Here is a 13,679-nt window from a genome sequence, read left to right as displayed (position 1 = left end):
CGCTCCGCGTGGTAACACATTCAATGACGCTCTGCGTCATCCGGGATGTGGCGCATGCTGTCAGGCGTTGCGACTCTCAAAACCGGACTGACACCACCGGTCCGAGAACCATAGAATCTCCCACGGTATCAGCGTTGTCCTCATGGCTTCGGAGCGACGCGAACTCTGTGGGAGACGTCCGAGGTTACGAGGCCCGCGAATGCGGTGTGTCAGTTTCTGATGATGGTGCTGATCCACATCATTCGTCGGAATGCCGCCCAGACCAAGCTCACTCCTACAGGTCCGACAATTCCCGCAGGTGTTCAATCATCCCGGGTCAGTACTTCCAGCAGTTCAATCTCGAAGGTGAGGTCTGAATGCGGCTTGATGTGCGCACCCATTGAGCGTTCGCCATAAGCCAGGTGCGAGGGCACCCACAGTTTGCGTTTGCCGCCGACTTTCATGCCCATGATTCCGATGTCCCATCCCTTGATGACGCGGCCGGTTCCGATCACGCACTGGAAGGGTTTACCACGGTCCCGGGACGAGTCGAACACAGTGCCGTCTTCCAGCGTACCGGTGTACTGAGTGGTGATCAGTGCACCTTTGACCGCTGCTTTGCCGGTGCCTTCCAGCAGGTCGATGATCTGTAATTCGTTGTTCATGGCTAAATCCGCTGCCGCGTGAGTAGGTGGGTGGCGCCGATGCTAAAGCGGGCCTTGATGACTGGCAATGCCTGGCTATCGCAATCGGAAATCAAGCAATCGGGTTTTACAGCAACTGAATGCACGCGTGCGACAGATGTTCAGTTTGGGCAATGGCGTAGCTTGATGGGGTTCCACGAATAAAAAACGGCGCGTCCATGGCAGGAAGCGCCGTTTTTTTGTTCAGGAATCAGCCATCATCACGCGATGACGTCGCTGCTCCACTCGCCATTGACCAGGCGCTTGAGACCCAGCGGGTTGGCGTTTTGCAGGGCAGCCGGCAGCAGGCTGTCCGGGTAGTTCTGGTAGCAGACCGGACGCAGGAAGCGGTCGATCGCCAGTGTGCCGACAGAAGTGCCGCGCGCATCTGAGGTCGCCGGGTACGGGCCACCGTGAACCATGGCGTCACAGACTTCGACACCGGTCGGGTAGCCGTTGACCAGAATCCGACCCACTTTGTCTTCCAGGACCGGCACCAGCCACTGGTATTTCTGCAGGTCGGCGGTTTCACCGATCAGGGTCGCCGTCAGTTGACCGCGCAGGGCCAACAGAGCGGCTTTCAGTTCAGCGTCGTCAGCCACTTCGATCAACAGCGTGGTAGGACCGAACACTTCTTCCTGCAACAGTTCGTCACCGTTGAGCAACATACTCACGTCAGCCTTAAACAGCTGGGCCTGCGCCTGACGACCTTCCTGCGGCTTGCCCGCCAGGTGGGTGACGCTCGGATGCGCCATCAGCTTTTGAACGCCTTTGCTGTAGCTGCGCAGACCGCCTTCGTTGAGCATGGTTTGCGGCGCCTGGCCACCCATGTGCTCTTGCAGGTGCTCGGTGAAGGCGGTCAGGGCAGGCGAGCGAATGCCGATCACCACGCCGGGGTTGGTGCAGAACTGACCGGCGCCCATGACCACTGACGCCGCGAGTTCGCCGGCAATGGCTGCGCCACGGGCCGACAGCGCGCCTGGCAACAAGACAACCGGGTTGATGCTGGACATTTCGGCGAAGACCGGAATGGGCTCTGGACGCGCTGCAGCGAGTTTGCACAGGGCGTCGCCACCGTGCAGCGAACCGGTGAAGCCGACGGCTTTGATGGCCGGATGCTTGACCAGGCCTTCACCGACGCCGCTACCAAAGATCATGTTGAACACGCCTTTCGGCATGCCGGTTTTTTCAGCGGCGCGAACGATGGCCTGGCCGACCAGATCCGCCGTCGCCATGTGACCACTGTGCGCTTTGACCACCACCGGGCAACCGGCGGCCAGTGCCGACGCGGTATCACCGCCGGCGGTAGAGAACGCCAGAGGGAAGTTACTGGCGCCGAACACGGCTATTGGACCGACACCGATGCGCTGCTGACGCAAGTCAACGCGTGGCAGCGGCTTGCGATCAGGCAGGGCCAGGTCGATGCGAGCCCCCAGGAAGTCGCCGCGCCGAAGGATTTTCGCGAACAGGCGCATCTGGCCACTGGTACGGCCGCGTTCTCCCTGGATACGACCGGCCGGCAGCGCGGTTTCCTGGCAAACGAGGGCGACGAAATCATCACCCAGTGCGTCGAGTTCGTCCGCGATGGCGTCGAGGAACTCCGCGCGGCGCGCCGGGCTTAGCTGACGGAATTCAGCTAAAGCTTCTTTGGCCGCCAGGGCTGCGGCGTCGATTTCGCCGTCAGTGGCTTGGTAAAAGGTGTAAGGCAGGGCTTCGCCAGTAGTGGCATCGAGGCTCTTGTGGCGTGCTTCGCCGAGGCCACTGCGGGCGCCGCCGATGAAGTTCTGGCCGAGAACGGTAGGCATCTGCTTCTCCTGTTATTTTTGGGTCGAAACGGTCAGGCGATGCGCCTGACAGAGAATCGCGGTCGTTATATGAAGCTACGCGACGATAGCCCAAGGGTTATCGATTGTTGACAGACATCATACAACTGCATTTTTTCACTCGCAAGGCATGGGAAGTCCGGGAAACCACGCTTGGCGATGGGGGAGCGAGCGTGCACGCGAAGGGCCTTTAAACAGGTCGCTTCGCGCACAATGGCTCCCCATGGGCGCGTTTGCTTAGGCGTTAGGCTCATCGGTATTGATATACGGCGGCACCTTGGCCAATGGCAGACGACGCGCCTGTTCGATACCGATACCCGGCCGCTCGGGCAGCGGGTCCAGTTTTTGCGGCTTGCCGGTGATCAACGCGCGCTCGACAGCCTCGACCACCCGAACATCGCGCCAGCCTTCGTCGCCATCGGGCTCAGGTTCGCGGTTTTGCAAGATGCAGTCAGAGAAGTACTGAGTCTCTCCGCCAAACTGATCGACGACCGGGTGACTGTGTTCGGTGGTGGTGCCGTCGATGATCGCGCGGTACGTGATCGCCACGCCCTCGCCAAAACCGAAGCACGGCGAGGCCTCGAACTCACCCCGCGTGCCGATCAACTGGAAGCGTTCAGTGGACGGCAGGCTGTAGCTGACGGTAAACGTCGCCAGGCGTTCTTCGGCAAAGCGCAGGGTGACGTTGACCGTGTCGAACGTGTTGATTTCACGCCCGGGCGTCTTGCTGCCCACGGCGTACACTTCCAGCGGTTCGGCAGCGAACAGGGTGCGCACGGCGTTGATCGGGTAGGGGCCCATATCGGCGACAGGGCCTGCATCGAACCCACTCTGCATGCGGTGATTCGCGGGATCGGTCGTCTGAGCGAACGTGGCGGTAAACAGCCGTGGGTCGCCGATGTCGCCGGCCCTGACACGACTCACCATCTCGACCGTGCCGGGCTCGAAGTGCAAACGATAAGCGACCATCAGTTTTGCGCCGGAGCGTTTGGCGGCTTCGGCAATGGCCAGGCAGTCCTCTTCGTTGGCTGCCATCGGTTTCTCGAGCAGCACATGGATGCCGGCCTCCAGCGCCGGCACGGCGAATTCACGGTGACGAAAATTCGGGGTCGCCAGGTAGATCGCGTCGATCTCACCCGAGGTCAGCAAGGTCTGGAATTCGTCGTAATGATAGCTTTTGAGGTCATACAGTGCGGCGAGTTCGTCGGCCTTCACCGGGTCGCCGGTCACCAATGCAGTCATCACGGAGTTATCGGTCTGCTCCAGTCCCGGCATGAATGCACCTTGGGAAATCCAGCCCCCGGCGACCACTGCGTAGCGAACCTTGCCGTTTGAGTCAGGCATGTGAAAAGCCTCCTGTATTCAGCGGACGACGTGTCCGGCACCTCTGTAGTCGGCAGGTAAGCGCGGTGGAAGTTCCATCGCGCTGCCTACCGTCAATCAATGGCCGCTCGATGTTCCTCGGGATTGGCTAGCGGGAAGCGTCACGCGCAACGCTTGTCACCTCGGCCCCAATGTCGACAGTGATCTGGCTCAGCACATCGCGCAGCCGATCCAGCGCTGGGTCGATGTCCAGCGTTTCGATCGCGCCAAACCCGAAAATCAGACCGTCGCGTGGCAGGGTGTCGGCAAAGAACCCGGTCAAAGGGTGCAGTCCGATCTCAATCCTGCGCGCCGAGGCGACTAACAACGGCAGATTGACCGGCACCTTGAACATCACCGCCATGTGGAACCCGGCTGTCGATGGAATCGCCTCCATCCACGGCGAAAGATCCCCCGAAACTCGCGCCAGAATGCGCTCGCGACGGCTGGCGTAAATGGAATGGCAGCGACGAATATGTTTGTTCAAAAGACCGTCGGTGATGAATTTCGTCAGCGCCCATTGCGGCAAGGTGCAGGTGTGCCAGTCCGTCAGTTGCCTGGCCTTGATGACCGCTTCAAAAATGGCCTGCGGCAGTACGGCATAGCCCAGTCTCAACTCGGGCAGCAAGGTTTTGGAGAACGTGCCGACATAAGCCACGACGCCCAGCCGATCCATGCTTTGCAGGGAATCGGTCGGGCGGCCTTCGTAGCGAAACTCGCTGTCGTAGTCATCTTCAATGATGATCGCGCCGATGCGATTGGCTTTTTCCAGCAGGGCCTCACGGCGCGCAAGGCTCATGGGCATGCCCAATGGCATTTGATGTGACGGCGTGACGTAGATCGCATGGGCGTTTTCAGGAATCAGTTCGACTACGATGCCTTCGCTGTCCACCGGTACGCTGACCACCCTGGCGCCTTGCGCCGCGAACAACAGACGCGCCGGCGTATAGCCGGGGTCTTCCATGGCAACGGTACAACCGGGTTCGATCAGTACCCTGGCGATCAAGTCGAGCGCCTGTTGCGCGCCGTTGCACACCACAATGTCATCGGCGCTGCATTTCACACCACGGGCGAACGCGATGTGACCCGCGATAGCACTGCGCAATGGCGGCAAGCCTTCCGGCTGGCTGTAAAAACCACGGGCCTGAGACATCTGCCGCAACGCGTACTGCGTGCAACGCCGCCACTCATCATGGGGAAACTGGGTCTTGCCGGTGGCTCCACCGAGAAAGTCGTAGCGCAGCGTGCCCTCTCGCGTCGGGTGCCGCAGCGGCAGGGAGACGTCCTGCCATTTCTTTACCCGGGCGGCGCTTGCGAGTTCCGAAGACGGCCGTTGACGCTGAGTTGGCGTATGCAGGGCATTGACGAACGTGCCGCTGCCGATCTTGCCAACCAGATAGTTCTCGTAGGCGAGACGGCTGTACGTGTCTGAAATGGTCTTGCGCGACAGGCCCAGTTGCGCGGCGAGCAAACGGCTGGGCGGCAGTTGAACGCCGGCGGCCAGGCGTCCTGATTCGATGTTGTCGCGCAACTGCTCATACAGCTGGTTCGCCAGGTCTTTGCGGCCATGAATGACGATATGAAGTTCCACGAGCGGTTCCCGAACACGATGAGCGACGTTGACCCAACAAGATGAGGGATTCTAGTCAGCGGCCATCGAAGCGGTATAGCTGCGCAGTGAAAAAACCGGGAATTGGTCTCCTGTCTGGGCCGCGTTGGTCAGGTGAAAACCCCCGGGATTGGCCATCGTGCGTTTCCGGCTGGGTCGTTAATGTCTGACGCAGGCGTCGCGACAAAAAAGCTCTTGGAATCGGGTCGGCAAAATCACGCGATCCCGCTATCCTGCGCGCTGTTTTTTAATTCGCCCCCACACATCGGTTTTCGACGGATATCAAACATGGAGTTTACCAGCGGCTTTTTGCTGAGCCTTTCCCTGTGCCTGGACATTGGCGTGGCCAACATCGCCATGATCACGCTCGCCATGCAGCGCGGCTACCTGCAAGGGTTCTGGCTGGGTTTGGGAACGTGCTTTGGCGACCTGTTCTACGCGATTCTGGCGTTGGCCGGGATGACCGTACTGCTGCAATACGAGTGGGTGCGGTGGGCGCTGTGGATTGGCGGTTCGGTGCTGTTGATCGGCTTTGCAGTGAAAATGGTGATGTCGGCGATGAGCAGTCACAGCGGGCTGGCGGTGGCCGGTGACGTCGACAATCGTTCAGGGCTCAGGGAGTTCTCGCGGGGCGTGTTCCTGGCGGTGTCATCGCCTACCGCCATTCTGTGGTTTGCTGCCGTGGGCGGCACCCTGATTTCCCGGGCGGGTGGGCATGGCAGCCTGAGCACGGCGTTGTTTCTCTCGGGCTTTTTCAGTGCAGGTGTGGCGTGGTGTGCGTTCATCTGTTTCGCGGCCAGTCATGGCGGGCGCTTGCTGGGCGACAAGCTGCTGAAGGTGTCCTATTGGGTGTCTGCGGCGATTTTCTGCTATTTCGCGGTGTATGTGATCTTTTCCGGGTATCAGGAGTTCATCGTTAACGCGGCGCGGTATTGAGGTCGGGCTTTTCGTGGTAACGGGCGGTGTGCCTGGCATGATCGCGTCGCCTGATTTTGCTAACGCTGCGCGGCAGATCACGGGCAAGCGCGCTTCTACAGGTAATGGGTCAACCTTATGTTGATCGTGCCCACGCTCCGCGTGGTAATGCGGTGACTGACGCTCTGCGTCAACGCGGACGCAGAGCGATCAGCGCCACACAGGCTTGCATTTGTCCAGTCTCTCCAGACAACCCCACCATTTCCGTTCTTGATGCAACGTTTACGTCGCTCAACGCTCATAGACATAAGCAACGGCGTAGACAGGACCGTCCCGACCGCGCATGAGCGCCTGGGGCGGCCTCTCCAAACCCCATTTGAAGACGGAACCCTGGACCCTATGACCACACCGGACAAGCAGTACGTGGAATGGCTGGTTGAGCAGTCGATGCTCAACGCCGCAAAACAACGCGCCAAACTCTATGGTGGTCAGGGTCGCCTCTGGCAGAGACCCTACGCAATGGCCCGGCCGCGCGATGCCTCCGCCATTGCATCGGTGTGGTTTACCGCCTACCCCGCGTCGATCATCACGCGCGAGGGTGGTTCGGTACTGGAAGCGCTGGGCGATGAAACGCTGTGGCACGCGTTGTCCGAAATCGGCATTCAGGGCATTCATAACGGTCCGCTCAAAGCCTCCGGGGGCCTCAAAGGGCGTCAGCGCACGCCCAGCATTGATGGCAACTTCGACCGCATCAGTTTCGAAGTGGATGCCGAGCTCGGCACTGACGCCCAGTTCCTCAACCTGAGCCGTATTGCGGCCGCGCACAACGCCGTGATTGTCGACGACGTGATCCCGTCTCACACCGGCAAGGGCGCGGATTTCCGGCTGGCCGAACTGGCCTACGAGGAATACCCCGGGCTGTACCACATGGTTGAAATCAAGGAGGAGGACTGGGCGCTGTTGCCCGAAGTCCCCGCCGGGCGCGATGCGATCAACCTGCCACCCGCAACCGTCGATGCGCTGCGCGACAAGCATTACATCGTCGGTCAGTTGCAGCGGGTGATTTTTTTCGAACCGGGCGTCAAGGAGACCGACTGGAGCGCCACGCCCGTGATCACCGGCGTGGACGGGAAGGCGCGACGGTGGGTGTATCTGCATTACTTCAAGGAAGGTCAGCCCTCGCTGAACTGGCTGGACCCCAGCTTTGCTGCCCAGCAGATGATCATTGGCGATGCGCTGCACGCGATCGACGTGATGGGTGCGCGAGTGCTGCGTCTGGATGCCAACGGCTTTCTCGGGGTCGAGCGCAAGGCCGACGGCACGGCATGGTCCGAAAGCCATCCGCTGTCCATCACCGGCAACCAGTTACTGGCCGGGGCCATTCGCAAGGCGGGTGGTTTCAGCTTCCAGGAGTTGAACCTGACCATCGACGACATCGCCGCCATGTCCCACGGCGGTGCCGACCTGTCTTATGACTTCATCACCCGTCCGGCTTATCAACACGCGCTGCTGACCGGCAGAACCGAGTTCCTGCGTCTGATGCTCCGCCAGGTACACGAATTCGGCATCGACCCGGCCTCGCTGATCCATGCGCTGCAGAACCATGACGAGTTGACGCTGGAGCTGGTGCATTTCTGGACCCTGCACGCCCACGATCAGTATCTCTACATGGGCCAGACGTTCCCGGGCAACATCCTGCGTGAACACATCCGCGAGGAAATGTACGAGCGCCTGGCGGGTGAGCACGCGCCGTACAACCTCAAGTTCGTCACCAACGGCGTGTCCTGTACCACGGCGAGCATCATTACCGCGGCGCTGGGCATCCGTGATCTGGACAGCATTACCCCGGCGGACATCGAGACCATCAAACACATCCATCTGCTGCTGGTGATGTTCAACGCCATGCAACCGGGTGTATTCGCCTTGTCGGGATGGGACCTGGTAGGCGCCTTGCCGCTGCCCGCCGAGCAAGTGGCGCATCTGATGGGGGATGGCGACACCCGCTGGATTCACCGGGGCGCCTACGACCTGGTCGACATGGACCCTGATGCCGATGTCTCGACAGGCGGCATGCCCAGGGCCACGACCCTGTACGGCAGTCTCGTGGAACAGTTGCAACGCCCGGATTCCTTCGCCTCGCAATTGAAGAAAATCCTCGCCGTGCGTCGCGCGTACGACATCGCTGCCAGTCGGCAGATCCTGATTCCGGACGTCGAGCATCCAGGTCTGTTGATCATGGTGCATGAGCTCCCTGCCGGGAAAGGCACGCAGATCACCGCGCTCAATTTCAGTCCTGAAGCCATCGTTGAAACCCTGCACCTGCCCGGCATCGCGCCGGGGCCTGTGGTGGACATCATCAACGAGCGGGTCGAAGGCGATCTGACGGAGGAGGGCGAGTTCACCATTACCCTCGACGCTTATGAAGGCCTGGCATTGCGAGTGGTGAGCATGGCCTCGCCGATGATGTAACCGTGCAGCCTTTGAAAGCCCCGACGCTTGTCCACCTCTGGAGTTACCGCCTGACATTCCTGCTGTCTGGAATGTCCTTGGGTGCCTGGGCACCACTGGTGCCGTTCGCGCGTGAGCGGGCCGGGCTCGAGGAAGCTCAGCTTGGCGCGCTGCTGTTGTGCTTTGGCCTGGGGTCGATGCTGGCGATGCCCCTCGCGGGCGCGTTGACGACACGCAAGGGCTGCCGGTTCGTGTCGTTGATCGGTGGCGCGCTGATCTGCAGCATGTTGCCCTTGCTGGCGAGTCTTTCATCTTTACCGGCGCTGGCCGTGTCGCTGGCTTTGTTTGGCGCAGGGCTGGGCAGCATCGATGTTGCGATGAACGTGCAGGGGTTGATGGTGGAGCGCGATCATGGGCGCCCGCTGATGTCCGGCTTTCATGGCTTGTTCAGTCTGGGCGGCATTGCCAGTGCGTTGTTGATGAGCGTCCTGCTGTGGGGCGGTGCGTCGCCATTGGTGGCTGTTGCGGTCGTCGTGGCGATCGTCGGCGGATTGCTGCTGTGGCACGCCCGGCATCTGCTGCCGTACGGCGCTGACGATCCCGCGACGCCTTTCGCCCGGCCGTCCGTCAAAGTCGTGGTGGTGGGCGTGTTGTGTTTCATCGCGCTGCTGGTCGAAGGTGCGGTGCTCGACTGGAGCGCGGTGTTTCTGAACCGGGCCCATCAGATTGACCTGTCGATTGCCGGGAGCGCCTATGCGGTGTTTTCCCTGACCATGGCTGCCGGGCGCTTTTGCGGAGACGCGTTAAGAAAACGGTTCGGAGCCGTCTCGCTGTTGATGGGCGGTGGTGTGCTGGTCATGGTCGGCTTTGCCATGGCGGTGCTGCTGCAGGCGTGGCCGCTGTTCCTGCTGGGGTTTGCGCTGATCGGGCTCGGACTGGCAAACGCGTTCCCCGTCTATTGCTCGGTGGTCGGCGCGCAGACCGCGATGCCGGCCGGACTGGCCATCGCGGTCATCACCGGCATCGGTTACTGCGGCATTCTGCTAGGGCCCGCCCTGATTGGGTTCGCCGCTCACCTCATCGGGCTTCAGAACGCCCTGTTGTGTGTCGGTGTTCTGATGCTGGCGCAAGTGCTGAGCGCACGCAGAATTGCCCGGCCCTGATCCGATCATGGCTGTGATGATGTTTAGCCCGGATCGGCTCACCTTCTGCTTTTTTCGTCCAGAGGCACAGCAGGGCGCCACGCCTGCTGAGCCTACCCTTGGAGACGCGCATGGCGCGATCGCGGCAGGCCGGTAACAAATCACTCGCATCACTCGCGGGGAACATTGTGATCGCGGGCAAGCGCGCTCCTGAGCGTCAAGACAGATCCCGACCATCCACCCGAGCGACCAATGCGGCCCGGCTCTGGTAGACTTCAGCGCCTTGAATCCAAGGGGCTTCCCATGAACGATACTGTTCGTCTTACCCAATACAGTCACGGCGCCGGTTGCGGCTGCAAGATTTCTCCCAAAGTCCTGGAAACCATTCTTGCCGGCAGCGGCGCGCAGAACCTCGACCCGCGTCTGTGGGTCGGTAACGCCTCGCGCGACGACGCGGCGGTGTACGCCATCGATGACGAGAAGGGCGTGGTCTCCACCACCGATTTCTTCATGCCCATCGTCGACGACCCGTTCGATTTCGGCCGTATCGCCGCCACCAATGCAATCAGCGACATCTATGCCATGGGCGGCGACCCGTTGATGGCGATCGCCATTCTTGGGTGGCCGGTCAACGTCCTGGCCCCCGAAATCGCCCGCGAAGTGATACGGGGTGGCCGTGCCGTGTGTGACGCCGCGGGCATCCCGTTGGCAGGGGGGCACTCCATCGATGCGCCCGAGCCGATCTTTGGCCTGGCCGTCACTGGCCTCGTGGACAAGCGCTTCATGAAGCGCAACGACACCGCGACCGTTGGCTGCAAGCTGTTCCTCACCAAACCTCTGGGCATCGGCATTCTGACCACCGCCGAGAAGAAAGGCGTGCTGCGGGATGAAGACGTCGGCCTGGCCCGGGACGTGATGTGTACGCTGAACAAGCCCGGCAGCCGCTTTTCGAAGCTGGCTGGCGTCACGGCCATGACGGACGTCACCGGCTTTGGCTTGTTGGGGCATCTGGTGGAAATGGCCGATGGCAGCCGGTTGACGGCGCGCCTCGAGGCCGCCGCGGTCCCGCGCCTGGGCAGCGTCGATTTCTACATCGAGCAGAACTGCATTCCTGGCGGCACGCATCGCAATTACGACAGCTACGGCGAACGCATCGGCGCCCTGACGGAGGCGCAGAAGCTGCTGCTCTGTGACCCGCAAACCAGTGGCGGGCTGCTGATCGCGGTCGAACCTCTCGAAGAGGCCGCGTTTCTGGCGATGGCCGACGAGCTGGGCTTGAGCCTCTCGCCGATTGGCGAACTGGTCGAGCGACAGCGGCTCGCCGTCGAGGTGTTTTGATGCGCGACAACAGCGCCCACTTTCATGACATCTTTCTCCACGATATCCCGATGATGGACGTCCGTGCCCCGGTGGAATTCGCCAAGGGCGCGTTTCCCGGCGTGATCAACCTGCCGCTGATGAACGATGTCGAGCGGCAGAAGGTCGGCACCCGCTACAAGCAGGACGGGCAACAGGCCGCCATCGAACTTGGCCACCAACTGGTATCGGGTGAGCTCAAGCAAGCGCGCATCGAAGCCTGGGCGGCGTTTGCCAACCAGCACCCGGAAGGCTTTTTGTATTGTTTCCGGGGCGGGTTGCGCTCGCAGATCACCCAGCAATGGCTGAAGACCGAGGCGGGCATTCAGTACCCGCGCATCATCGGCGGCTACAAGGCCATGCGTAACTTCCTGATCGGGGTCACGGAGCAAGCCGTCGCCGAATGCGATTTCGTGCTGATCGGCGGCCTCACCGGGACCGGTAAAACCGAAGTGCTGCAGCAACTGGACAATGCGCTGGACCTGGAAGGCCTCGCCAACCACCGTGGCTCAAGCTTCGGAAAGCACGCGACACCTCAGCCGGAGCAGATCGATTTCGAAAACCGGTTGGCGATCGACATTCTGAAGAAGCGCGCCAGACACCTGCACCAGTTCGTGATCGAGGATGAGGGCCGTATCGTCGGCAGCCGTGCTGTTCCGCTGGAGTTGTACCGAACCATGCAGGCGGCGCCGTTGGTGTGGCTGGAAGACAGCTTCGAAGGGCGGGTCGAGCGGATCCTCAAGGATTACGTGATCGACCTGTGTGTCGAGTTCATTGAGGTTCAGGGTGTCGAGACGGGCTTCGAAGGGTATGCCCAACGGCTGAAACAAAGCCTGTCGAGCATCGTGCGGCGCTTGGGCGGAGAGCGATATCAACGTCTGTCCGCGATCATGGACAGTGCGCTGGAAGAGCAGGAGCGCAGCGGCGACATCGACCGGCACCGGGCCTGGATCAGTGCGATGTTGAGCGAATACTACGACCCGATGTACGTCCATCAGCGTGACAGCAAGAACCCGCGCATTGAGTTCGCGGGTGACCAGGCGGCGGTGGTTGAATACCTGAAGCACAGAACGGCTCGGTAAGTGACGACAACCCGTCCACAGTTAAGCCGCGCGGATCTCGGTGGGCTGGATCCTGTGGGAGCCAGCAAGCCGGCTCTCACAGGGTTTTGCGTAGTGTTTACAACACCGCAGCGCCGATCAAGCCGCTGACGACACCGATCAGCATGGTCAGTACGCCGACGGTCACCAGCACCTTGGCGTCGAAGGACTTACGCAGCATCAGCAGCGACGGCAAGCTTACGCTTGGCAGTGTCATGAGCAGGGCCACGGCGGGTGCGGTGCCCAGACCGAGGGTCATCAGGGTCTGTACGATCGGGATTTCGGCGGCGGTGGGGATCACGAACAGGGTGCCGACGATGGCCAGCGGCACCAGCCACAGCAGGCTGTTGCCCATCGCGCCATCCACGTGCGGGAACAGCCAGACGCGGGCAGCGCCCAGCACCAGCACGGCCACGACGTAGATCGGGATGGTGGTCCAGAACAGCTGCCAGATCGTCTTGCCCCAACGGGTCAGCAGGCTGCCTTGTTCCGGCGCTTCGGCTTCAACCACGGCTTCCACCGCTTCTTCCGGCAACGTCTGCGGCCGTGAAATGCGCTGGGCGACCAGCGAAACGCCCACCACCAGCACAATGCCCGCCACCAGACGCAGCGCCGTGAAGCCCCAGCCCAGCACGAAACCCATGAACACCAGCGTTGCTGGATTGAGCACAGGGTTGGCGATCCAGAACGCCAGCGCAGCACCTACCGAGACATTCTGCTTGCGCAGACCTGCCGCGACCGGTGCCGCACAGCAGCTGCACATCATGCCAGGCAGCGCGAACAGGCCGCCGCGCACGGTCGAGCCCAGACCGGCACGACCGAACATGCGCAGCAACCAGTCGCGCGGGATCAGCACTTGCAGCAGCGAACCGAGGATCACCGCCAGCACGGCAGCTTTCCAGATCGCCAGGAAATACACCTGTGCGTAGGCCAGCGCAGCGGCCCATGGATTGGCGGGGTTGTCGTTGATGATCGAGCCGCCAATGTTATGCGTATCGGCAGCGACGAAGGACTTCAGGTAATACGGCGACCATTTGACGTAGTACAAACCGATGGCGGCCACCAGCAGAAACACCAGAGGTTTCCACCAGAATGACCAGCCACGGCGTTCAGTGGCGAGCGGAAGTGTGGACATGACAGGCACCGGGGCAAGAAAACAGGGGCGCGATGATACGCTTTCGCGGGTCAGTGTAGTAGGTGTTGCAGTGAGTGTCCGGCGTGCGCGAGGTCGTTCTCCGAAGCGATCAAATTCGCTGCCCTCG

The 13,679-nt window shown here is 61.4% G+C and carries 10 protein-coding genes; 5 read left to right on the top strand and 5 right to left on the bottom strand.

The features are described from left to right. Positions 1-302: 302 nt before the first annotated feature. The 4 genes from BMY73_RS20715 to BMY73_RS20700 all read right to left on the bottom strand — a co-directional run bounded on the left by BMY73_RS20715 (position 303) and on the right by BMY73_RS20700 (position 5,438). Positions 303-644: an FKBP-type peptidyl-prolyl cis-trans isomerase gene (locus BMY73_RS20715; protein ID WP_092409370.1), complete on the bottom strand. Its 342-nt coding sequence runs from the start codon at positions 642-644 to the stop codon at positions 303-305. A 239-nt stretch (positions 645-883) separates the two neighbouring features. Next, positions 884-2,467, bottom strand: coding sequence for an aldehyde dehydrogenase (NADP(+)) (locus tag BMY73_RS20710; RefSeq protein WP_092409368.1), 1,584 nt, complete (start codon positions 2,465-2,467; stop codon positions 884-886). 255 nt (positions 2,468-2,722) lie between these two features. Beyond that, positions 2,723-3,829 (bottom strand): Gfo/Idh/MocA family protein, encoded by a 1,107-nt coding sequence (locus tag BMY73_RS20705; protein ID WP_092409366.1) that lies wholly within the window; start codon positions 3,827-3,829, stop codon positions 2,723-2,725. Positions 3,830-3,956: 127 nt separating this feature from the next. Beyond that, on the bottom strand, positions 3,957-5,438 hold the full coding sequence (locus BMY73_RS20700) for a MocR-like pyridoxine biosynthesis transcription factor PdxR (RefSeq protein ID WP_092409364.1): 1,482 nt from the start codon (positions 5,436-5,438) through the stop codon (positions 3,957-3,959). A gap of 306 nt (positions 5,439-5,744) precedes the next feature. On the opposite strand from BMY73_RS20700, the gene BMY73_RS20695 reads away from it, so the two are divergent. From BMY73_RS20695 to mnmH, 5 genes are all read left to right on the top strand, one after another. Next, positions 5,745-6,392, top strand: a complete 648-nt coding sequence (locus BMY73_RS20695) for a LysE family translocator (RefSeq protein ID WP_092409362.1) — start codon at positions 5,745-5,747, stop codon at positions 6,390-6,392. Positions 6,393-6,770: 378 nt separating this feature from the next. Continuing rightward, entirely contained in the window at positions 6,771-8,840 is a 2,070-nt protein-coding gene (gene treS, locus BMY73_RS20690) for a maltose alpha-D-glucosyltransferase (protein WP_092409360.1), read from the top strand. A gap of 2 nt (positions 8,841-8,842) precedes the next feature. Then, the gene (locus tag BMY73_RS20685) at positions 8,843-9,982 is read left to right on the top strand and encodes an MFS transporter (RefSeq protein WP_256571249.1); all 1,140 of its coding nucleotides are present in this window, start codon (positions 8,843-8,845) and stop codon (positions 9,980-9,982) included. A 282-nt stretch (positions 9,983-10,264) separates the two neighbouring features. Next, on the top strand, positions 10,265-11,299 hold the full coding sequence (selD, locus tag BMY73_RS20680) for a selenide, water dikinase SelD (protein ID WP_092409356.1): 1,035 nt from the start codon (positions 10,265-10,267) through the stop codon (positions 11,297-11,299). Continuing rightward, positions 11,299-12,399, top strand: a complete 1,101-nt coding sequence (mnmH, locus tag BMY73_RS20675) for a tRNA 2-selenouridine(34) synthase MnmH (RefSeq protein WP_092409354.1) — start codon at positions 11,299-11,301, stop codon at positions 12,397-12,399. The genes selD and mnmH overlap by 1 nt, the downstream gene beginning before the upstream one ends. A 97-nt stretch (positions 12,400-12,496) precedes the next feature. Here the strand turns inward: mnmH and BMY73_RS20670 are convergent, their stop codons facing one another. Further along, the gene (locus tag BMY73_RS20670) at positions 12,497-13,552 is read right to left on the bottom strand and encodes a permease (RefSeq protein WP_062381914.1); all 1,056 of its coding nucleotides are present in this window, start codon (positions 13,550-13,552) and stop codon (positions 12,497-12,499) included. Positions 13,553-13,679: the final 127 nt, after the last annotated feature.

The sequence above is a fragment of the Pseudomonas sp. NFACC02 genome (assembly GCF_900110765.1).
In the GTDB taxonomy this organism is placed as follows: domain Bacteria; phylum Pseudomonadota; class Gammaproteobacteria; order Pseudomonadales; family Pseudomonadaceae; genus Aquipseudomonas.
This window is presented reverse-complemented; position numbering and strand designations above follow the sequence as displayed.